Origin of the sequence: Neochlamydia sp. AcF95 (genome assembly GCF_018342455.1) — a bacterium.
Taxonomy (GTDB): Bacteria; Chlamydiota; Chlamydiia; order Chlamydiales; family Parachlamydiaceae; genus Neochlamydia.
Window position 1 is genome coordinate 14710 of the sequence record NZ_JAEMUC010000047.1, and the last position, 20911, is coordinate 35620.

The following is a 20911-nucleotide window of genomic DNA, read 5'->3' on the forward strand; positions in this document are numbered from 1 at the left end:
ATCTTAAGAAGGTGCAGGTTTTGATACAATCAAAAAACCTCTATCTTCTAAATATTGAGAAAAAAGTTTTCGTGTAATTAATACTATGAGGATAGGCTGGCAAAAATTACTAGCATTGGCTTTTGCCAGGTTGCTCTTATCTAATTTTTCTCTCGAGTTCTGTATCTATCGCTAATAACTTAATGATGTTGGTAAGTAGGTTTACTATCTTTTTTCTGCATGAAGGATTCGACTAATAGTAGAGCAAAAGTAAAAGGGGATTTTTGCTTTCTTTACGAAAAAGTAGATCCATTAGATTTACATTATGTTGAGCTTAAAGCAAAGGATGATGAAGATAGATCGCTAACATAAGAAACTTATATTAAAGAAGCCTTCCTTATTTAGGTTGCTTATTTTTAGCTTCTAAAGAAGCCAGACTCCAAAGATGAATTCAAAGTAGCAAAAGATAGAGAAAAAAACAAATAGAAATAATATGGCAGACATAAGTCATTATAAAATAGGAAAAGGCTTACCTGCCGAATAAGAATTCTAAAAAAAGTTTTTTGTTTTCATAGGATAATGTATAAAGCGTTTAGATAATGAGAATGTTTTTCAATTTTTGTTTTTAATTATTGCTTTTTCTTCACAAGGACTTAGCAGGGCAGGGGCTTGCATGAAAATTTTAGTGGTAAATGGGGGGTCAAGTTCTTTTAAATTTGCTTTATTTGAAGCAAAAAGCGTTTTTTTGCGCGATCTTGAGCCCTTATGGCAAAAGACTATAGAATTTGAAAATAGCTATGAAGATCGCCGAGCAGCTATTAAGAAAGCATTTAAGGAAGTTCCCACGCCCATTGATAGAATTGGCCATCGTATCGTCCATGGAGGCTGCCTCTTTCAAAAGCCTACTTTCCTTACTCCTGAGACTATAAAGCTTCTTCAAAAACTGTCTCATTTAGCTCCTTTACATAACCCAATAAATTTGCAAGGAATAGAGGAGGCAGAGTGTTATTTTCCCGCTGCCCCACAAATAGGAGTATTTGATACAGCCTTTTACACTAGCATGCCCGAAGTAGCATGGACTTATCCTCTCCCTAGTGAATGGACCAAAGAGGGAATTCGTCGTTATGGGTTTCATGGAATTAGCCATCAGTATTGCATGGAAACCATTCAAGAGAGGTTAGGTTCCGATAATCATAAATTGATTACGTGTCATTTAGGAAATGGTTCCTCTTGTACCGCTATTTTAAATGGAAAAGGGATAGATACGACTATGGGATTTACTCCTTTGGAGGGATTAATGATGGGAACACGCAGCGGTTCTATCGATCCTGGTATTATTCTTTACCTCCAAAAACAGAAAAACATGACTATTGAGGAAGTAGATCATTGCTTAAATAAAAAATCAGGTTTATTAGGTATTGGGGGTAGCTTCGATATGCGTAAGATTTTAAAAGCTGCAGAGATGAAAGATTCTCGAGCTATTTTAGCTTTAGATTTATATGTACATTGTTTGAAAAAAGCGATAGGAGCCTTAGCATCTACCTTAAATGGCCTAGATACTCTATGCTTTACTGGAGGAATTGGAGAGAATGCTGTCCCAGTAAGGCAAAAGGCTATAGAGGGCCTTGAATATTTGGGTGTTAAAGTAGATTCTAACTTAAACGGCACATGGAAAGATAATGGAGAGATATCACCAGCCGGTTCTAAAGTAAAGGTTTTTGTGGTGCATGTGCGTGAAGAGTGGTTAATTGCTAAAGAATGCTTCAATTTAAAATAGAGATTCATTAAAAAATTATGAGCTAATTAGCAATTTCTTAAAGAGAAATAAGCGCAGTAAAGAATGAGGTAAAAAATTAAATTCCACGATTTAATATTTACCATTCCTTAATACTACTCTTTAAGCAAACTACTATATACTCAATCTTCTTAGACCTGTTTCCTCTACGTAAGAAGACGATTTTATAAAATATGAAGTGGCATAAAGGCTAGCTCAAAAGCGTATAACCTGAAAGTTAAATTTTTTAGGTGATAAATGTCAGCCTGTATTTCTTCATCTATTCCTGCTGAGATAGAGAGCTGCATGAAAAGTCAAATCTCGAGTTTAAAGAAAATTAGCTGAAAAGTATTCCAGATGAGATAAAGCCACCTTTTAGGTTATAGCTGAAAAAGCTTGCATTTGCATCATCTAGCTTGTTAGACAGAAGGGTTTGAGAATACAGATCACCTTCAGACTCATTAAGGAATCACTACTCTCCGAGGGGGGGCTCTTCTGGTTAAAAGTTAAAAAGAATTTCTTATGGTTTTTATATTAATAACTTGCTTAAGCTTTCCTAAGCTGTGCCTAGCTATTGTGTTTTTTTTTATATAGAGCGGGCCAAAAATAACATCAAAATATATCTTTATTTTAAAGAGGCCGTATAATGAATCCTAGCTCTTTCCTCTCCATTGAACATCTACCTAATGAAATATTAGTTCCTATTTTAAAGACTTGCGCTAGCCCTTCCTTATCTAGGGTTTGTACAAGATGGCGACACTTATTGAATACTGAAATAATGCCCTCTCTTTATAAGCAAATAGGTCAAATACATGCTCTTCAGCTAGATGTAACCGAGCGGGCTCTTATCATAGATAAGATTTATAAGCTAGAAGCTAATCTCCCTGAAGCCACAAAAATAACTACAATTTTTAGACATCTCTTTATCTTAGCTAAGTCTTTTTCTCCTTTAGAACTTGAAGATAAACCTACGGAAACAAGATATTTTACTCTGGATAACTACTTCTCTTATCTTATAAATATTAATCGCCTTTTATTTTGGAAAAATCTTCCTGGTGGGCAGCACTACTTAAATCAAGAGGAAATCGAAGCCCTGCCTTTAGCAAGTAGGGGAGAGATTTTTAAAGAGTGGATTGAAAAGTATAATAAAGATATTGAGAGCCTAGGCTTAATAAGCATTGGCTTGACTTTTTTATCTAAAGAGATAGGGCAGCTATCTCAACTAACAAGGCTTCATTTAATTAATAACCAACTCACTATTCTTCCTGCAGAGATAGGCCATTTATCGCGACTGAAATATTTTATGTTAAATGATAACTATCTTACTACTCTCCCAGCAGAGATAGGACAATTATCGCAATTGAGATGGTTAGAATTAACTGACAACCATCTGACTACTCTTCCAGCAGAGATTGGGCAGCTATCCCAGCTAGTAAGACTTCACTTAGGTAAAAACCAACTCACTGCTCTTCCATCAGAGATAGGGTAATTATCGCAATTGAGATGGTTAGAATTAACTGACAACCATCTGACTACTCTTCCAGCAGAGATTGGGCAGCTATCCCAGTTGGAAACACTTGACTTAAATGATAACCAGCTCACCATTTTTCCTTTAGAGGTCACGGAGCTTTTCCAGCTAAAAAATCTTGAGCTAAGCAACAACCTTCTCGCTGGCCTTCCCCCCGAGATAGGGCATTTATTTCATCTGGAATTACTTTCTTTAGACGATAACCATCTTACTGACCTTCCTCCCGAGATAGGGCATTTATTTCATTTGAGAGCGCTTTATTTAAACGATAACCAGCTTACCTCCCTTCCAGCAGAGTTAGGGCGGTTGCCTAGTCTGCGAAGACTTTATGTACGCTTTAACCAACTCACCTCTCTTCCTTCAGAAATAAAGCCATCATATGAACGGTTATACATAGAGTTGGAAGGAAATCCGTTGGAATATAATTCAGGTAAACTAGCCAGTTTTTAGGCTGTGGCTGAAAAAGTTTGTATCTTCAAGACTAGTTTATTAAAGGGAAAAGGGCTAGAGGCGAAGAAAATGTCGTAATTATAGAATTTAAGGCAGAAGGCAAAAAAAGCGGGATTTTCTTAAAGAAGTAAAAAAATATAGCCTTTACTTTAAATTGCATACCTTTTCATTACCTCTTCATAGAATGGCTAATCACCATAAAAAGTTGCAGATTAGCCAGGCCAAAGATGGCTACAAAACTATTCTTAAAAGCTTTAAGCGCGGCTTTACCTTTTGTTTTATGATGTTAAATTATAGGAAGAAATTATAAAGCTTAGGAATGTTGTAGAGTCTTAAATCAGTTTTCTTCTTAAAAACTTCTCTTTTTCTATATAAATGGTTGCGTAAAAACAGTCTGCACGCTAGGATATCTGTTTAATCAGCGTATTTATGGAAAGATGGCTGAGTGGCCGAAAGCACGTCCCTGCTAAGGACGCATACCTCTCAAGGGTATCGAGGGTTCGAATCCCTCTCTTTCCGTAGTTAACTTAAGGCTATGCAAGTTAACAAAGCTTGTGATAGATCTTACTCATATTTTATTTATCGGAAGAGATAGTTAAGCTAGTCTTCCGAGCTCTTTTCATCCCATATTTTCCTAGTAAGGTGAGCACGTAAGTTAAGCCTGCCACTAGCGCAATCGTTGCTCCGCCGGGCCAATCCATATAAAAAGCTGCTTGCATTCCGAATAAGCAAAATCCTATGCTGATACAAATCGCAATGGCCATCATTCGAGAAAGCCTAGTTGTGAATAGATTGGCAATCGCAGCGGGAATTGTAAGCATGGTCATCACTAAGATAATACCCACCACTTGAATCAAAAGCACAATGGAAACAGCCGTTAACACTAGTAATAAAAGATAAAGTGAATTAACAGAGATACCTTGGAGCTGAGCTTGTTCTTCATCAAAACAAATGGCTAAAAAGCGTTTATGTAGACAAAGCACTGTCAAAAAGATGACGATATCTAAAATAAGCAAGATTTTTAGATCAGTAGGGGTGACCCATAAGATATTTCCAATGAGAAAATTGGTGAGCTCAACATTAAAACCAGGGGTTTGTGAGATAAATAGAATTCCTACCGCCATACCTATCGACCAAATGGCAGCAATGACAGTATCCTCACGTTGGCGATAATGAAGATGAATCCATCCGATGAGCAAAGAAGAAGCTATGGCTGCAATAAGAGCACCTAGCAAAGGCGAGGCCCCTACCACGCCTTTAGCCCTTTCTAACCATAAGCAAATACCTATCCCGCTAAGAACGGCATGCGAGATGCTGCCACAAATAAAAATAATTCTTTTTACTACCACGTAAGAGCCTATAATTCCGCTCACAAATGAAGCTGCTATCCCAGCTAATATAGCTGCTAGTAAAAGCGGATTGGTATGTAAGGCGTCAAAAAAAGAGGTCATTGAATTTCTCGCTTTAACTGAATCAAAGGTGAATGGTAAAGACCCATAGCGAAATGTTCACAAACTTCTTCTGGCTTTAACAATAAAGCTGTGTTTTGGACGAGAAGAACCTGTCTTACTTGTTCGATCGCTGTGTTTAAATCATGGGTTACCATAAGAATAGTCATTTTTTGGCGAAGGCTGTATAAAATATCATAAATATCAGCTTCTGCTTGTGAATCCACATGAGCTGTCGGTTCGTCTAACAGCAGGAGCTGCGGATCTGAGATTAAAGCTCTAGCAATCAATGCTCGCTGAGCTTGCCCACCAGATAATGTACCAAAAGGTTTGTTATGAAAGTTGGGTAACTTTACGCGATTTAAAGCTTCTTTAGCAGCTTCTTTATCAGCTGAAGAGAACTTTCCATACCAGGGGAGCCTAGAGAGGCGCCCAGCTAAAACCACTTCTAAAACAGAAATGGGAAACTCGCGATCATAACGATGTGTTTGAGGGACATAGGCAATTTGATGGCGAGAGGATTGAGGCGGTGATCCTAAAATTTCTATTTTACCAGAAGAGGGTTTTAAAAATCCCATCAACAGCTTAAGAAGAGTGGTTTTACCCCCGCCGTTAGGTCCTATAATACCAATGAAATCATTCGACTCAATAGTTAAATGGATGTCAGTAAGCACGGGCGTTTCGGCGTAGGCGAAATTGAGATGATCTATATGGATAACAGGAGGCATCAAGAAAAGCCTTTAGACTAAATTTAATGGTTTTTTATATTAAAGTCTTTAGAATTAATTTGTCCATCTATCTCTGAAGTCCGGAAAATTAGCTAATATTCTTGAGCCTTCCTGATAAGAAGATTAGACGATTTCTATCAATTTTAAGTGCTAGGTTTTTTGATTGATTGTTAAAAGGGTTTTTTTAGAGGTGCCTCTGCTCACAACAAATTTTAAGAAGGAAAAAGGTACAGGATAAGGAACGAAAATTCCTCAGCAAATTAGGTGCATACACCCAGCTTTGGGTGAGCAGGCAAAATTTCAGTTAGGTGGTCAATTGTAGGGCGGGAAAAGTTGATCTACTTTCTTCTTGTAGGTTATTCGATAGGGAATAAAGAAAACATGGTAAAAGCTTAAGCTACTCATACATTCAAGAAAGACATGAGGTAAGCTTTAAGATAAAGAATATTTGCCAAAGCTTCTTTTAAGCATAAGAAAAAGTGGGGCAAATTTCTTTTAAGAGGCCCCAAAAGCTTTAGCAATATCTCGCATGCTCTCAAAGTAATTTTCAGCATAAGGATTTAGATTAACTAGGCGAGCACCTAATTGGGCGGCGATCAATTTGGCCCCTTTACTACTGTATTGAACTTGCACGAAAATAGTTTTTATATGATGGCTCTGAGCCTCTTTAATCAATCGAGTAAGCTGTTGAGGGGTAGGATCTTTCCCTTCAAACTCAATGGAGAGCTGTCGGCAATTATATTCGCGACAAAAATAAGCATAAGCTGGGTGAGAGACCATTAGCACAGGATTATGAGGCTTACTTAAAAGAGTATGAATCTCCTGATGGAGGTGATCGAGCTCTTGATGAAAGTGAGCTAAATTGTCTTGATATAGCGAGGCATTCTCTGGATAGGTTGTGATTAAGGCTTTTGCAATAGTGCTAGCTTGAATTTTAGCTTGAATGGGGCTTAGCCAATAATGAAGATCATAGCTGTTTTCTTGAGAGTGACAGCAACGGTGAGGATGTTTGCTCTCATAAGAAATAAGATCAAGATTTTGCCTTAAATCGATCAATTGCATGCGTGGATTATAGCTTTTTAAGGCTGACTTAACTTTTGGCTCAAATCCTTCTCCTACGTAAAACCAAAGATCAGCTTTAGTAGCCTCTAGCATCTGTTTAGGCGTCGGCTCATAAGTATGAGCGCTAGCGCCCGCAGGCACCATAACTCCTACTTGAAGAGTAGGCCCAGCAAGCTTTTCTACAAAAAATTTGTGAGGAGCTACACTCACTAGCACATAATGAGAGCGCGCTGAATTTTCACTAGAAAACATCGGATGGGGTAGCGAAAAAAAAGAGAGGAAAATAGTGAAAAATATTAAATGTTTTTTAAAGCTTATCATCATAAATAATAGTTATAAGATAAATAATTTACCTCTACTATGCTGAGAATTAAGAATTAAAGCAAGTAATTAAAATATAAATAAAGATTTTAAAAAAAGTTTATAAACGTTTTCTCATGTAGCAATGAATGCAATTTGCTAATGAAAAAAAACGAAAGATCAAACGATTAAAGTTTTTTATTCTTGCAACTTATTTTAAAGATGGATTAATCTACTGCAGATTCCTTAATCTTGGAGAGGTGTCCGAGTGGCTTAAGGAGCACGCTTGGAAAGCGTGTGTACGCTTTTAAACGTACCGTGGGTTCGAATCCCACCCTCTCCGTCCTATTTACCTGAGTAAATTTTTCTTTTTTACTTCAGCAAAAGGCAGATAAAGCTTTAAAGCGTTGCATTTGGCGGGCTTTTCAGAAGAAGACATGAATTTTAGACTCCTCCATCTGCTTTGCTTTCTCTTTATATTTGGCTTAAGCTTTTTTCACACTTTGTCCTTCTTTCACCTTCAACGAAGGCGTGGTAAAATGCATTAATTTTTTGAGCTTATCCAACTTAAAATTTCATACGTTTTTAAGAATGCAAAACGCTATTCTAGACAAACCCTTTTTCATCATATAAGAGCTATCCTAATAATCATAAGGCCTGCCCAATGCACTTGGACCTTGCCTCAAGAGAAATACAATCTTGCTTTAAGTTTAAATAGGGGAGGATTTGCTAATTCTAATAGACAAACCCAATAAAGCAGCTTCTATGGGTATTCGCAGGATCTTTCTAGCTCCTTACCTGGGGTAAGGGGCTATGGTTTATAATAGGAAAACCTGGGAGAAAAATCGCCACTTTTTAAACCTTACTCCTTTAGGTGCAAGAAGGCCTTTGATTTTCGCTTTTAATGCCAATGTAAATATCGAGTATTGCATTCTGATGATTGCTTGCACGATCATCGTAAATTTCAAAATCAGCCAAATATTCTCTTTCCCCACCCAAATCCTGAGCGGACATCGACCAAATTTCTTGCCACATATTAATGCATAGGGAAGGTAGGGTACCTGGATTGCTTGTAAATTTTACGTAATTTCGAGCAGGTATAACAAGGGCGGAAAATCCTTCAGCCATTTCAGCGAATTTGCTGACTTCTTCACCAATAAAATAAGTATAGTCTCCTTTAAGATCAGATTCATAATCGGTATAAACGCAATGGGTTATACCTGGTTTTGCGCGATAAAGAATTTTTTCTGAGCATGCACCTTGGAAGTAGGTTTGGATTGTTGAGCTAATTTTAGCAGAGGATGGGTCCTTCTCCAATGAATTGTTAGTGCGGCTTGTAATGCCCACCAGTTTAATTTCTGGTAATTGTATTATCGTTTTGAGCATGAGCTAAATTCCTTTAAGATCACCAAAGTTTTAGTTAAGCCCTCTAGATTTTTGAGGCAGTAAATATTGAAATGCCTCTTTTCCTAGCTAAGCTAAAGGGGTCAATTTATTATTTTTCTCTTCACACTTTAGCTAGGAGATTTAAATGTAGAAAATATTATATAGAAACTCTCTCACGAAGAATAGAAAAAAAGCTTCCCTACTCTTTTCTATTTTTTCAAAGCTTGTGAATCTTTTAGCTTAATCCCTTATAGCTAAGCTTTTATCCTAGGGATCCTTTATTTTTCTTTGGAAATTGACCTTAATTTTAATGCAATTGGTTTAAAGCATGCATAACAGCTTCTCTTGTTGTATCTATTTGATGGTTAATCTGTGAGACACTATTATGGTTTGTAGCTAAGTTTTTCCAATGCACACTCCATATTTTAGCTAGCTGTTTAAGATTCTCTGGGACAGGGGAGGGGAGAAGGATAACAATGTCACTCATCATGGCAATATAATTCCATCCTTCAATAGCCTCTATTTTTGAATGCGTTTCTTTGTATAAAGTGGTGTTAACAACAGCTTGCAGTCCTCCTAAGTTTTTGAGCATTTCAAAGCCTGCTTGGCGGGTGTTTCTATTTTTTTCTGTTTGCTCTAATCGCCAGGTGTTTACAGCTAAAGCAATGACGGCCACTATTAAGCTAATGATAGCTACCGCGTTGTTATATAATTGATGACGAAAGGTGGGCGATTTCATTTCTATCCTCAGCTTATTTTTAGTTTTTCATGCTATTGAATAAGTACACTAAACGCTTGCCTTAATCAAGCTATTTATTTATTAAAAGAAAAACATAAGTAGGTTGATAAGAGGAGCTAATATTTCTTTTGTGGAAATGAAAACCACTTTGGAGGATTTTTTTACAGATTGCATAGAGGGGAAGATGATGCTCAACCGGAGCATGAATGCTGGCGAAAACTTCTTGAAACTTTTTATAATAATTATTTTCTTCTTCCGAGAGCAAATTTTCATGCGATTTTGCTCTTTGGGGAATGCTCAGAGTTTCTTTAAAAATTAGGGCTCCTCCTACTTTTAAAAGAGCCTTAAGCTCTGGCAGCTTATCTAAAGAGAGATTAGTATAAATAATGTCAAATGTGCCTACATGACGTTCATACTTTTTTTGCAAGTTTATGTTTTGAAAAAGATTAGACTCACTAAAGTCACTAATGGTAATGTTTTTTTTCCCTTTGGATTTTAAAAGAGCCTCAATACTTAAATTTAGAAATTCTTTTTGCTCAGCTGCATACCCCAGGCCATATAATTGAACTTTCTCTGCAGGAAATTGAGGGGCTAATCTATTAAAATTAATCATCAGGATAGGTAGCAAAGCTGTAGCTGTGAGGCCTCCTATTTTAATTTCTTGAAAGCCCGAAGAATTTAGCGTTTTTAAGAGATGAGCAATTGTCAATATAACTGCTTCGAAACCCATTTCTTTAATTGCTTCCTTAGAAAAAAAATTAATTTTCTCACTTTTGGCGTGCTCAGAAGAAAGTACAGAGGCTTTAAAGGATAAGCTAGAAGAAGAAAGGTTTTTTCTAGGAGACTTAAAGTCATGCCATTCTCCACGGGATGGTGTCCCTTTAATTTTATAAGAAGAGAGAGGATTGTCCAAATCTCCCCGTCTTTGCATAAGGCCGAGGATAACCTCTGGGGAAAATCTCTGTAAACTCTCCCTGGGAAAGCGTGCAGCTTTTTCTTGACTAAGGGAAGAGACACTGGAAGGAGATCTCTCTGAAGAAATCGTAAGGGAACTCATTGCTAATCCTTAAAATAAAATGAATGATTGTTAAAGAGCTCTTTAATAAATATTAAAGCTATCGGCTTGCTTTCTTATTCTTCAAGAAATTTAGTGGGAAGCGGACTTTCCTGGTGCACTCTCTTAAAAAGCATTAAGATTAACTGCTTGCAAATAGATACACATTTTTCTTTTTTCTCTCCAGCAATATAAGCTTGGCTATCTAACTAAAATAGGGATTGCCAGTTTATATCCTTCTAAGAGAGCTTTTAATGGCATAAAAAATTTAAGAAAACTGTGCAGATTCTTTATTCCTATTGACAAAATCTTGGCAACGTATATATTTACTGGCACAATGAGAAATACATTGGATTTAAGATAAGTGCTTTTAGTTAAGGCTAGAAGAGAATAGGGAAACAGGTGTAAATCCTGTGCGGTAACGCCGCTGTAATGAGTGACGAAAGCTAAAATGCCACTGCTTTTATTAGTGGGAAGGCTGGCAAGTAGGATGATCTCAGAGTCAGAAGACCTGCTTATCTTTGCTCATCGCATCTTTTTTATAAAAGGTGAACTGTCTCGTTAAAGACAGGATGGGGAAAATAAAGAGTAATATTCTTTCTCTTTTTGGCCAATCTGCTCGGTCTATTTTCTCCCTTTCTTTAATTATTAAATCATGGGCTTATCATTCTAGATAGGATGGTAGACCTTAAGCTTATTTTTTTGGGAGTTTCCTATGCAGGCCTTGCATGAACCAATTTTATTAGAAAACAAAGAACGCTTTGTTTTATTTCCTATCAATCACCAAGATATTTGGCAGATGTATAAAAAAGCTGAAGCTAGCTTTTGGACTGCTGAAGAGATCGATCTGTCTACAGATGTACAGCACTGGGAGAAAAAACTTAATGAAAATGAAAGGCACTTTATCAAGCATATACTAGCTTTTTTTGCTGCTAGTGATGGAATTGTAAATGAAAACCTGGCCGTGAATTTTCTTAATGAAGTTCAATATCCTGAAGCAAGATGTTTTTATGGATTTCAAATCATGATCGAAAATATCCATTCTGAAACTTATTCTTTATTAATTGAAACCTATATTAAGGATTCGCAAGAGAAAAGCATGCTTTTTCATGCCTTAGATACCCTTCCTTGCGTAGCTAAAAAAGGAGAATGGGCCTTAAGGTGGATTTCTAAAGGGGGATTTGCTGAACGTTTAGTAGCTTTTGCTGCCGTCGAAGGTATCTTCTTTTCAGGAAGCTTTTGCTCAATTTTTTGGCTTAAAAAACGGGGTCTCATGCCAGGCTTAAGTTTTGCCAACGAATTAATTTCTAGAGACGAAGGCTTGCATTGCGATTTTGCTTGTTTAATCTATTCGCAACTTGCTCATAAGCTATCCGAAGAACTTGTTAAAGAGATTATTGGAGATGCAGTTAAGATTGAAAAGGAATTTGTCATGGAGGCGTTACCTGTCAAATTGATTGGCATGAACGGAGATTTGATGTGCCAATATATCGAATTTGTAGCCGATCGATTATTAAATGCGCTGGGGTATTCTAAATTATATCACGTGAATAATCCTTTTGATTTTATGGAACTTATATCTCTGCAGGGTAAAACTAATTTCTTTGAAAAAAGGGTTTCTGAATATCAGAAACCAGGTGTGATGTCGACTCAAAGAAATCACGAGTTTACTCTAAATGAAGAATTTTAAAGGGGGGGTATGTTTGTAATTAAGCGCGATGGAAGAAAAGAGGCGATGAAGTTTGACAAAATTACAGCTCGGCTTCAAAAGTTATGCTATGCCCTAGATGCTAAGCATATTAATCCTGTGCTGGTAGCTAGACGTGTCATCGAAGGCGTTTTTGATGGTGTAACTACCAGTGAACTAGATAATCTAGCTGCTGAAGTGGCGGCAACGTTAACGGCTAACCACCCTGATTATGCGATTTTAGCGGCTAGAATCTCGATTTCTAATTTGCATAAAAATACAAGCAAATCGTTTTCTGAGACTATTAAAGCCCTCTATTTGTATGTAGATCCCAAAAGCGGTAAACATGCCCCTCTCATTGCCGAAGATGTCTATGAGATTATCCAACAGCATGCAGAGCTCTTAGACTCTACTCTCATCTATGATCGAGATTTTTTGTACGATTACTTTGGATTTAAAACTTTAGAAAAAGCTTATTTACTAAAAATGCAAGGTAAAGTAGTGGAAAGACCTCAGCATATGTTAATGCGGGTAGCAATAGGCATTCATAAAGGGGATATTGAGGCTGCTATGGAAACCTATCATCTGATGAGCGATCGATGGTTCACTCAGGCAACCCCAACCCTTTTCAATGCTGGTACACCAGCTCCCCAGCTCTCTTCTTGTTTTCTACTACAAATGAAAGAAGATAGTATTGACGGGATTTTCGATACTCTTAAACAGTGTGCTAAAATCTCTCGAGCTGCAGGAGGCATAGGCTTAAGTATCCATGGTATACGCGCGACAGGCTCTTACATCCGTGGAACAGGGGGTATCTCCAATGGTGTCATTCCGATGCTTAAAGTGTTTAATGATGCTGCTCGCTATGTAGATCAAGGAGGAGGAAAGCGTAAAGGCTCTTTTGCCGTTTATCTAGAACCTTGGCACGCTGATATTTTTGAATTCTTAGATTTAAGGAAAAATCAAGGGAAGGAAGAAATGCGGGCGCGGGATCTCTTTACAGCGCTTTGGATTCCCGACCTTTTTATGCAGCGCGTGGAGGCTAACCAAGCTTGGTCTTTGTTTTGTCCTAATGAAGCAGCAGGTTTAGATGCCTGCTGGGGAGAGGAGTTTGAAAAACTTTATAAAAAGTATGAAAAAGAAGGGCGTGCCCGTAGAGTAATTAAAGCTCAAGAGCTCTGGTTTAAAATTCTGGAGGCACAAATTGAGACAGGCAGTCCTTACATGGTTTATAAGGATGCTTGTAATAGAAAATCGAATCAGCAACATCTAGGGACTATTCAATCGAGTAACCTATGTACCGAAATTGTAGAGTACACAGCTCCAGACGAGGTAGCCGTGTGTAATCTGGCTTCTTTAGCTTTGCCACGTTTCATCAAAGACGGACAGTTTGATTACCCTAAGCTATTTGAAGTTACCCAAGTGGTCACGCGGAATCTAAACAAAATTATTGATGTCAACTATTATCCTGTAGCGGAAGCTGAGTATTCTAACCTCCGTCACCGCCCCATTGGTATTGGGGTACAGGGCTTGGCAGATGTGTTTTTAATATTAAAAATACCTTTTGAGTCTCAGGAGGCTAAGCAATTAAATCGCGAGATTTTTGAGACCATCTATTTTGCTGCCTTAACAGCCTCAAAAGACCTGGCTAAAATTCATGGGGCTTATTCAACTTATGAAGGCTCTCCTATATCTAAAGGAATCTTTCAATATGATATGTGGAATGTGGTTCCAGGAAAGCGTTGGGATTGGCCCTCTCTTAAAGCTGAAGTGGCATTATATGGAGTAAGAAATTCACTTTTAGTAGCCCCTATGCCCACAGCTTCTACTTCGCAGATCCTTGGGAATAATGAATGCTTTGAACCCTATACTTCCAATTTGTATACACGCCGTGTACTATCGGGGGAATTTATCGTAGTGAACAAACATCTATTAAAGGATTTGATCCATCTAGGTTTATGGAATGAAGAGCTTAAAAATCAGCTGATCGCTGCTAATGGTTCTGTACAAGGTATTAAAGAAATTCCTGAAAATATTAAGGAGCTTTATAAGACAGCTTGGGAGATCAAGCAAAAAACATTAGTGGAGATGGCGGCAGAGCGTGGACCCTTTATTTGCCAATCTCAGTCGCTAAACTTATTTGTACAAAATCCTACCTTTGCCAAACTGACCTCTATGCATTTTTATGGATGGAAATGTGGCTTAAAGACAGGCATGTACTATTTAAGAACTCAAGCGGCTGTGGATGCAATTAAATTTACTTTAGAAGCCAAGCCTTTTGCGGCTTGTAGTGCAAATAACAAAGAAGAATGCCTATCTTGCAGTGCTTAAGTTAAATAAGGATTAAGATGCTTAAATAAGGCTCGCTTGATGTTGAAAAGAAGGGCTAAAGAATCTTGCATTGGCATTTCTTTTTTGTGAAATTTAAAAAAGCGGAGTTTCCTGACAATCCTCTAAGAATTTTAGCTTTGAGCTTGCGGATCTTTTTCTCTTGGAAATAGCTAGCTTTTAAGCTATTTCCAAGGAAAAACCTATAAAAATTAAGAAAAAATTCTGACGACTATCAAAATTTTAAGTTACAAGCTTTCGCATGATACTAGGTATCCTTTTAAAAAAAGGCAAAAAGTTTAAAAATTATGCCAGATATTTTAACTATGCAATGAGCTTGTAAGTTAAACAAACGCAGGGCCATATAGAGCTGACTGCTCATCTCTTTTGCTCGCTTATTTCCCAAGCGGAAAAAGTGTTGCTTCTTAAAGGCTTTTTTACTTGACAGGTCACCTTTTCACTTAATAGCATGCAAATTTATGCTTAAGGAGAGTAGAACTTATGGATAGGATGATGGCGGATTTAGATAAAAAAACAAGTAAAGCCAAAAACGCGGCTTTAATACTTTCTAATGCCTCCGAAAGCCAAAAAAACCTGGCTTTAAGTGAAATATCCAAAGCTTTATCTGCTTACCTAGAAGAAATAAAGCAGGCTAATTTGCAGGATCTTTCTCAGTCAGGTGAGGATAAAAAGAAATGCATTGAACTTGGCTGCTTAGATCAGCTGATAGAATGTATATCTGATATTAGAAGAATGCCTGATCTGAATGGAGAAATTTTTGATGATCAAACACTTTCCAATGGTTTGAAGTTAGCAAAATATCGTGTTCCTATAGGTGTGGTAGGATACGTTTTAGATATTAACCCCCATGCAGTTTTAAGGGTGGCAGCTCTAACTATCAAATCAGGAAATTCTTTAATCATTTGGGCGGGAAAAGAGATCAAAAATACTTGCTGTTTTCTAGTTAAGATCATTCAAATGGGGTTGGAGGCTGCTGATTTACCTATCGAGAGCGTCCAACTCCTTCCATCTCATGATGAAGAGCAATTAAAAGATTTTATTCAATGTAAAAAAAGTGTGGATCTCGTTCTTTTAGCAGGGAGTGCCTCTCTTACATCTTTTTGCCAAAAAAATAGCCTTATTCCTCTTGTTTATGAGAATAAAAGTGTGGGCCATCTTTATATTGATCTATTTCTCAATAGTGAGAAAGCACTTGACGTTATCAATAATGCTAAAATGCAAGAGGTAGAGGCTACCTATTCCCTCAGCACTTTGCTTGTCCATGAAGCTTTAGCAGATTCTTTTCTTCCTGCTCTTTTTAAAACCTTACTTGATAAAAACATTTCTCTGCGTTTGGATGGTAGATGTTGGAATCTGTGGGTCTCTTGTTCTTTAAATCCTGAAAATGCTCAGTTAGCAGTATCACAAGATTGGGATACAGCCTGGCATTCCCATGTTTTAAATATTAAGTTGGTTAAAGGCATGGAAGAGGCTATCGAACATATCCATTTGCATGGATCAGGAAGCTGTGATGGTATTCTTTCTGATCATCCTGTCCATGCCATGCAATTTTCCTCTTTAGTAAGTTCTGAAGTTATTATGATTAATTCCTCTCTTCGTTTTTTAGATGAAACCCTCATAGATACAGAGCCAGAAACCTTAAATAATCTGCATAAGCTCCGCCTCCCAGGTCCTATTACCTTAAAAGAATTGATGAGCTATAAAAGGCTTGTCCAAGGTAATTATCATGTTTGTCAATAAGAATAAATGCTCTCTTCTAACAAGCAAATAAGCTTTTTCAATAATTTTCTATAACTTTTCTTGCTAAAATATTTGTTTATTATAGGAAAAGCGTTAATATACAAGTAGAATTACCCCCAGGCATGGCCTGTAAATAAATAGTTTCTCTTTTCCTAATACGGAAAGAAAAATACAAGCTCTAAACTAGGCTAAGCATTAAGAGATTTGGTGACAAAAGCCTAATAAACATTTTGAGGAAACCATGAAAATTATCAATCGTCTTACAGTTTCTATAGTTGCCATTTTTGCTCTTCTCTATGTAGGTCATTGGTTCTACCGTGCCCAGCAAGCAAAAGGATTTGTTCTGGCTCATCTTAAAAACTATGAAAAACAATCATCGGGCTTCTATCGTTTAGAAACCGGGGATGTGTCCGTGCAAGGATTTCCTTTCAGCTACGAGGTCAAATTAAATAAACCTCGCTATATTTTACTTCAAGAAGGAAAAAAATCCCTGTCATCCCCAACTTTGGGTATCGACGGAACTTTGAAAATAGGAACGGATATATTAGGAAAATCTTACTGGCTAAAACAGGAAGGCGATCTGAAGTATATAGCTCCAACTTCTAGTCAGACAAGTGCCAAAGAATACATATGTAAGGGCAATAGAGAAATAAAGTTAGAGACAGTTCATCCCCACTATTCTCATGCTTTTATCCATCCCTTTGCAGAGCTACCCAAAGGCTTTAATGCAGAAAATTTTTCTATTTACGAGATTTTAAGAGAATCGAAAAGGGTAAGCTATGAAGATCACGATTTTGTTTTATATGAAAAAAAGGGGGATGTTCAAACACAATGGCTAAGCTTTTCCAAAGGGGGGCTTCGCTGGAAGCAGCATCCAAATAAAAATAAAGAAAATAAATTTTTATTTAGCTTGGACATAGAAGATGCCGAGGCGGCAAATCAAGGTAAAGCTTTGCTAGAACATTTCAAGAAATTTATGGTGCTTAATACAGATGGGTTAGATATTCCTTCCTTTCTAAGCTCTGGAAAAAATACGTTTAATTTAGAGTTTGAGGCTAGCCTACCTCTTCATCTGGCTTTATGGAATTTTTTAAGTGCTGAGAATTTTGACATCACCCTTAATAAGTTGAATATAAAAAATCCATATGGCCAGCTTTTGGTCACTTCCAAGATCGCTCATACTCAGGAAGAGCATGATCATAGAAATCTTCATCTTGAATTTCGTACAGACTCTATCTTAACCCCCCAAGGCATAGAAGCTATACACCGGCAATTTATGGAAGGACTTAAGTTAAAGGCCTCTGAGACGGCCTCCTCTGCTTCAAAGCGAGAGAGCCAACTATTAGATGAGCTATTAAAATGCTGTAAGGATAGGTTAGAAGATATTATACCTGATTATGCCAAACTGGGTAAAAAGAGTTTTATCTTTGATGCGGATGTGAAGATTAGAGATGTTGTAAAGAAACCTTTTCTTCATCAAATAATTATCCATAACTTTGATTTAGATACCCAGCCCTATGGAATTAAATCTCATGGTCAAGCAGAGTTTATTGAAAGCCACCCTCAAGGTAAGTATGAGTTTGAATGGAAAAATTACAAACAAATGATTCACGACCTGGTCGCTTATTTTAATCGCATTCATCCTGTTTTGGAAAAAATCGCTGAATTTAACAAGCAACCTTTATCCTTAAGCATCATTGATGAGGACAAGGAAGCAAAAATTATAGATTTTTTTCGGAGCCTAGCAAATGAAGCTTCACAGGAAAGTGCAACTTTATCAGTGACTGTTAATTTTATGGAAAAAGACCATGTTAAAATTGGAAGTAGTTCGCTAGAGCAAGTGAAAGAGGCATGGGAAAAACTTAAGAAAAGCTTACAGAAACCTGAAGCTCCTGCTGCGGAGGAAGAACTTCCTTCTTCTATTATTATACCGCCTATTACGGAAGAGAACGCCCCTTCTTCAATTATTCCCCAGCAGCCATCCTCTTCCTTAGAAAGTAAAGAAGAAGAAAATGCTTTATTCAATCATGAAAATCAGCCGTCTTTGCCTAATTTAGAACCCGAGGCTGCTGTACCTGAAAGGTAATTTTTTTGCCAAAGTGCCCTCCTCTGAAAGGGGGGCTTTTTTTCTATAGGCCATGCGTGTTTAAGAAAAAAGTTCTTAAAACTGCATATAAATTTAAAAGTGAAAAAGCGTTTTTATCAACGATAATCTTTTACATTAATATAGATAAAAAAGCTTTTTAGATTAACTTTAAAAAGCTTTTTTATCTCATAGAAGAGAGTTTTTTTAAACTTCTCGCTCTTATAATTAAGCCAGCTATAGCTATGGCCAAGTCCGCTACACTTTAGAGTTCGGGATAGATTCCTTTTGAGGTTTAGCTCCCTGATTCTCTTCTTTTTTCTCTTTTAAGTAATCGTCATACCAATAGTAATTGTTTTCAGGATGAGCTGCATTATACTCCCGAACTTTTTCACATTTACGACAAACTGCTTCTTCACTGTGTGCATCTATAGGCCCACAAATAGCTATTATTCCTAGGATTAAAGTAAGTGTTTTATTTTCCACAATCAACCTCATGCATTTTTAATTTGCTAAATTACTGCCAGGTACCCATGATTGCACCAATCAAAATCAAATTCAAGAGTAAATATCCGGAATCTATCAAATAAGCCTTAAAAGGTTTCTTAGCCCATATGACGCCAGAGAAATGCGTCGTGGCAATAAATCCTAGCCAGATGAGAAAGCCTACAGCCATGCCATTTCCCATGCCTTTGATAGCAAAATTATGGAAGAACATATTCAAGACAAAGCATAAGGTAAAAGCTACCAGAAAAGCGCCTATAAAATGCCAAGGAGCTGGTTTTAAAAGCTCTGCATCAAAACCATGTTCTTTGGCCCAAGCATCTCCTAAAACTTTACGCGAATACCAAACAGAGGCTAAAAAGTTGTTAATCATCGTACATACCAGCACGACCCAAATATTTACGTTAGTAGGTTCCATAAAATTGTGCTCCTTGAGAATAAAATTTAAGTAGTCATTGCTTCAATATTGTATAATGATATTTTATTTTTCAAATCTTTTTTAAAAGCTTAAACATAGAAAGATAAAAGAGCTAGGGGAAAGAGAGATGGTAATTCCTGCTGCTACAAAGGCATTTGATTATCCTCGTTGCCTAATCCTGCTACAACCCTATTACTTTTAAAGCCATCTACTTAATAGAGGGGGAGAGGAATATGGATTGATAAGCCAATCTAAATGTATATCAGTTTACTCCACCTATCCTTGCTCTTGAGAAGAAAAATCTGTTATCAGCAAAGCAATTTTTTCCTCGAGTTTCTTCCCTTTTACTACTTTCTTGCCATTCATGTGATTAGGTGAGGTTATGGAGATTGATTTCTATGCTTCTAGCAATTTGATTATATGCTAATCATAAAGAATGCTTATTAATTTAAAGAAAAAGATGGGCAGGAGAGAAGCAGCAGGGACGCATAATTTTAAGGGAAATTTTAAATCTGCCCTTTTAACATAGCTAAAATAATGGATAAGAAAAATTTTAAAGTAAAAAGCTTAATCTCCTTTAATTTTAAAAATTATAAAAAGCCTAGTAAAGAGAGGGTGCCACCTGACTGTATCACCAAAGCTTTTCCTTGTAAGGTTTTTTGTTGAATGATCCGTTGGGCTTCTTTAAAAAGTTTGGCATTATAGATAGGATCACACAGTACTCCTTCTGCTCGAGCTATTTCATGAATGTCTTTAAAGGTTTTTGCCGAGGTCGCCCCAAAAGATTTTGCTTGATGGGGGCGACATAAAGAGAAATGCGTAGGCATCCGACAGGGTGATTTAACAAGTTTTTCAAAATAGTGGTGATAACGTTTTAAATTATCTAAAAATTCATTTTCCTTGCCCGCCATTAAAACCACATGCACATGTGCTGAATGCTGTAAAAAAGCCAGGCCTACTATTAAGGCAATTGCAGTAAGGCCTGTTCCGCTATCCACAAAGATATGCTCGAAATGGATCTGTTCTTTAGCTTCATTATAAAGGATGTCTATAGGAAGCGTAAGCGCTCCTGGAAAAGATTCTGGCATGCATCCTCCTTCAGGAATGATGTGGATGTTTTGATGGCGCTGCAGATCTGCAAAATGCAAAGCAGCTTTATAGACCTTTGGCCAATCTTGCTTTTCTATCCAATGAATCTGATCGTTAGGCACAAGTAGTTGGGTGAGAAGAGCATTACCTTTTAGCTTCTGTTGATAGCTTTTGCATAGAAAAAGAAATGGCTGTATTTGATTTTCAATCAAGAGCTGAGAAATACCTAATACATGATTTGAATTAATTCCTCCAATGACAATGGCTGCCTTGGCTTTTTGATGAATCAAAAAGGTCATTAATGAGCTAAATTTTCTTGTTTTAGATCCCATGAGCCCAAGCTCGTCATCTCGCTTAATATAACATTGAAGGTGGGAAGAGCTATAGCTTTTAAGTTTATGGATCCTTGAGTGCAAAGGAAAATCGAGCTTAATATATTGCTGTACCGTTTTTTCTAAAGTAAAGAGCATGAAGGGGGCCTTGTGAAATGTTTTTTAAGTTTAATGAGTGTAAGAAAAAAACTTAAATGTTATCAATATCGGATAACTGTTCATTTTTAAAAACATAACAAGTAAAAGTTTTTTAACCCATGG

At 37.0% G+C, this 20911-nt stretch carries 16 protein-coding genes, 2 tRNA genes and 1 riboswitch; of the genes, 9 read left to right on the plus strand and 9 right to left on the minus strand.

The genetic code is table 11. The features are described from left to right. Nucleotides 1-652 precede the first annotated feature (652 nt). The 4 genes from NEOC95_RS05550 (at nt 653) to NEOC95_RS05565 (ending at nt 4250) form a co-directional block, all read left to right on the plus strand. Nucleotides 653-1756, plus strand: a complete 1104-nt coding sequence (locus NEOC95_RS05550) for an acetate/propionate family kinase (RefSeq protein ID WP_213152088.1) — start codon at nt 653-655, stop codon at nt 1754-1756. A 643-nt stretch (nt 1757-2399) separates the two neighbouring features. After that, complete coding sequence (locus tag NEOC95_RS05555; protein ID WP_213152089.1) at nt 2400-3242, plus strand: F-box/LRR-repeat protein; 843 nt, start codon at nt 2400-2402, stop codon at nt 3240-3242. Between the two features lie 9 nt (nt 3243-3251). Continuing rightward, nucleotides 3252-3731 carry a leucine-rich repeat domain-containing protein gene (locus NEOC95_RS05560; RefSeq protein ID WP_213152090.1) on the plus strand — a complete coding sequence of 160 codons (480 nt, stop codon included), beginning with the start codon at nt 3252-3254 and terminating at the stop codon, nt 3729-3731. Nucleotides 3732-4162: 431 nt separating this feature from the next. After that, a tRNA-Ser gene (locus tag NEOC95_RS05565) sits at nt 4163-4250 on the plus strand. A gap of 56 nt (nt 4251-4306) precedes the next feature. Here NEOC95_RS05565 and NEOC95_RS05570 read toward each other — a convergent pair. The 3 genes from NEOC95_RS05570 to NEOC95_RS05580 form a co-directional block, all read right to left on the minus strand. Next, nucleotides 4307-5182, minus strand: coding sequence for a metal ABC transporter permease (locus NEOC95_RS05570; RefSeq protein WP_213152091.1), 876 nt, complete (start codon nt 5180-5182; stop codon nt 4307-4309). Further along, the gene (locus NEOC95_RS05575; RefSeq protein WP_213152092.1) at nt 5179-5907 is read right to left on the minus strand and encodes a metal ABC transporter ATP-binding protein; all 729 of its coding nucleotides are present in this window, start codon (nt 5905-5907) and stop codon (nt 5179-5181) included. Before NEOC95_RS05575 ends, NEOC95_RS05570 begins: the two co-directional genes overlap by 4 nt. Before the next feature lie 495 nt (nt 5908-6402). Beyond that, complete coding sequence (locus NEOC95_RS05580) at nt 6403-7221, minus strand: metal ABC transporter solute-binding protein, Zn/Mn family (RefSeq protein WP_213152093.1); 819 nt, start codon at nt 7219-7221, stop codon at nt 6403-6405. Between the two features lie 302 nt (nt 7222-7523). Between NEOC95_RS05580 and NEOC95_RS05585 the strand changes: the two genes are divergently transcribed. Beyond that, a tRNA-Ser gene (locus NEOC95_RS05585) sits at nt 7524-7612 on the plus strand. Nucleotides 7613-8139: 527 nt separating this feature from the next. On the opposite strand, the gene NEOC95_RS05590 is transcribed toward NEOC95_RS05585, so the two are convergent. The 3 genes from NEOC95_RS05590 to NEOC95_RS05600 form a co-directional block, all read right to left on the minus strand. Then, nucleotides 8140-8655: a GyrI-like domain-containing protein gene (locus NEOC95_RS05590; RefSeq protein ID WP_213152094.1), complete on the minus strand. Its 516-nt coding sequence runs from the start codon at nt 8653-8655 to the stop codon at nt 8140-8142. A gap of 307 nt (nt 8656-8962) precedes the next feature. Continuing rightward, the gene (locus NEOC95_RS05595; RefSeq protein WP_166154515.1) at nt 8963-9394 is read right to left on the minus strand and encodes a hypothetical protein; all 432 of its coding nucleotides are present in this window, start codon (nt 9392-9394) and stop codon (nt 8963-8965) included. 70 nt (nt 9395-9464) lie between these two features. Continuing rightward, complete coding sequence (locus NEOC95_RS05600) at nt 9465-10451, minus strand: hypothetical protein (RefSeq protein WP_213152095.1); 987 nt, start codon at nt 10449-10451, stop codon at nt 9465-9467. Between the two features lie 342 nt (nt 10452-10793). Then, nucleotides 10794-10981, plus strand: a riboswitch (cobalamin riboswitch). 182 nt (nt 10982-11163) lie between these two features. Between NEOC95_RS05600 and NEOC95_RS05605 the strand changes: the two genes are divergently transcribed. The 4 genes from NEOC95_RS05605 (at nt 11164) to NEOC95_RS05620 (ending at nt 18310) form a co-directional block, all read left to right on the plus strand. Then, nucleotides 11164-12138, plus strand: a complete 975-nt coding sequence (locus NEOC95_RS05605) for a ribonucleoside-diphosphate reductase small subunit (protein ID WP_166154519.1) — start codon at nt 11164-11166, stop codon at nt 12136-12138. Between the two features lie 9 nt (nt 12139-12147). Then, nucleotides 12148-14466 carry a ribonucleoside-diphosphate reductase subunit alpha gene (locus tag NEOC95_RS05610; RefSeq protein WP_213152096.1) on the plus strand — a complete coding sequence of 773 codons (2319 nt, stop codon included), beginning with the start codon at nt 12148-12150 and terminating at the stop codon, nt 14464-14466. Nucleotides 14467-14964: 498 nt separating this feature from the next. Continuing rightward, the gene (locus tag NEOC95_RS05615) at nt 14965-16224 is read left to right on the plus strand and encodes a glutamate-5-semialdehyde dehydrogenase (RefSeq protein WP_213152097.1); all 1260 of its coding nucleotides are present in this window, start codon (nt 14965-14967) and stop codon (nt 16222-16224) included. A 241-nt stretch (nt 16225-16465) separates the two neighbouring features. Continuing rightward, the gene (locus NEOC95_RS05620; RefSeq protein ID WP_213152098.1) at nt 16466-18310 is read left to right on the plus strand and encodes a hypothetical protein; all 1845 of its coding nucleotides are present in this window, start codon (nt 16466-16468) and stop codon (nt 18308-18310) included. 255 nt (nt 18311-18565) lie between these two features. Here the strand turns inward: NEOC95_RS05620 and NEOC95_RS05625 are convergent, their stop codons facing one another. From NEOC95_RS05625 to NEOC95_RS05635, 3 genes are all read right to left on the minus strand, one after another. Next, on the minus strand, nt 18566-18805 hold the full coding sequence (locus NEOC95_RS05625; RefSeq protein WP_213152099.1) for a hypothetical protein: 240 nt from the start codon (nt 18803-18805) through the stop codon (nt 18566-18568). A gap of 19 nt (nt 18806-18824) precedes the next feature. After that, a complete protein-coding gene (locus NEOC95_RS05630; RefSeq protein WP_166154529.1) occupies nt 18825-19229 on the minus strand; it encodes a DUF1761 domain-containing protein in 405 nt (134 codons plus the stop codon). A 590-nt stretch (nt 19230-19819) separates the two neighbouring features. Then, the gene (locus tag NEOC95_RS05635) at nt 19820-20788 is read right to left on the minus strand and encodes a pyridoxal-phosphate dependent enzyme (RefSeq protein WP_213152100.1); all 969 of its coding nucleotides are present in this window, start codon (nt 20786-20788) and stop codon (nt 19820-19822) included. Between the last annotated feature and the right edge of the window lie 123 nt (nt 20789-20911).

What these genes read in the sequence shown, in the direction of transcription:
- NEOC95_RS05550 (WP_213152088.1), top strand. Translation starts at nt 653, where the DNA reads ATGAAAATTTTAGTGGTAAATGGGGGGTCAAGTTCTTTTAAATTTGCT.
- NEOC95_RS05555 (WP_213152089.1), top strand. Translation starts at nt 2,400, where the DNA reads ATGAATCCTAGCTCTTTCCTCTCCATTGAACATCTACCTAATGAAATA.
- NEOC95_RS05570 (WP_213152091.1), bottom strand. Translation starts at nt 5,182, where the DNA reads ATGACCTCTTTTTTTGACGCCTTACATACCAATCCGCTTTTACTAGCA.
- NEOC95_RS05575 (WP_213152092.1), bottom strand. Translation starts at nt 5,907, where the DNA reads ATGCCTCCTGTTATCCATATAGATCATCTCAATTTCGCCTACGCCGAA.
- NEOC95_RS05580 (WP_213152093.1), bottom strand. Translation starts at nt 7,221, where the DNA reads ATGTTTTCTAGTGAAAATTCAGCGCGCTCTCATTATGTGCTAGTGAGT.
- NEOC95_RS05590 (WP_213152094.1), bottom strand. Translation starts at nt 8,655, where the DNA reads ATGCTCAAAACGATAATACAATTACCAGAAATTAAACTGGTGGGCATT.
- NEOC95_RS05595 (WP_166154515.1), bottom strand. Translation starts at nt 9,394, where the DNA reads ATGAAATCGCCCACCTTTCGTCATCAATTATATAACAACGCGGTAGCT.
- NEOC95_RS05600 (WP_213152095.1), bottom strand. Translation starts at nt 10,451, where the DNA reads ATGAGTTCCCTTACGATTTCTTCAGAGAGATCTCCTTCCAGTGTCTCT.
- NEOC95_RS05605 (WP_166154519.1), top strand. Translation starts at nt 11,164, where the DNA reads ATGCAGGCCTTGCATGAACCAATTTTATTAGAAAACAAAGAACGCTTT.
- NEOC95_RS05610 (WP_213152096.1), top strand. Translation starts at nt 12,148, where the DNA reads ATGTTTGTAATTAAGCGCGATGGAAGAAAAGAGGCGATGAAGTTTGAC.
- NEOC95_RS05615 (WP_213152097.1), top strand. Translation starts at nt 14,965, where the DNA reads ATGGATAGGATGATGGCGGATTTAGATAAAAAAACAAGTAAAGCCAAA.
- NEOC95_RS05620 (WP_213152098.1), top strand. Translation starts at nt 16,466, where the DNA reads ATGAAAATTATCAATCGTCTTACAGTTTCTATAGTTGCCATTTTTGCT.
- NEOC95_RS05625 (WP_213152099.1), bottom strand. Translation starts at nt 18,805, where the DNA reads ATGAGGTTGATTGTGGAAAATAAAACACTTACTTTAATCCTAGGAATA.
- NEOC95_RS05630 (WP_166154529.1), bottom strand. Translation starts at nt 19,229, where the DNA reads ATGGAACCTACTAACGTAAATATTTGGGTCGTGCTGGTATGTACGATG.
- NEOC95_RS05635 (WP_213152100.1), bottom strand. Translation starts at nt 20,788, where the DNA reads ATGCTCTTTACTTTAGAAAAAACGGTACAGCAATATATTAAGCTCGAT.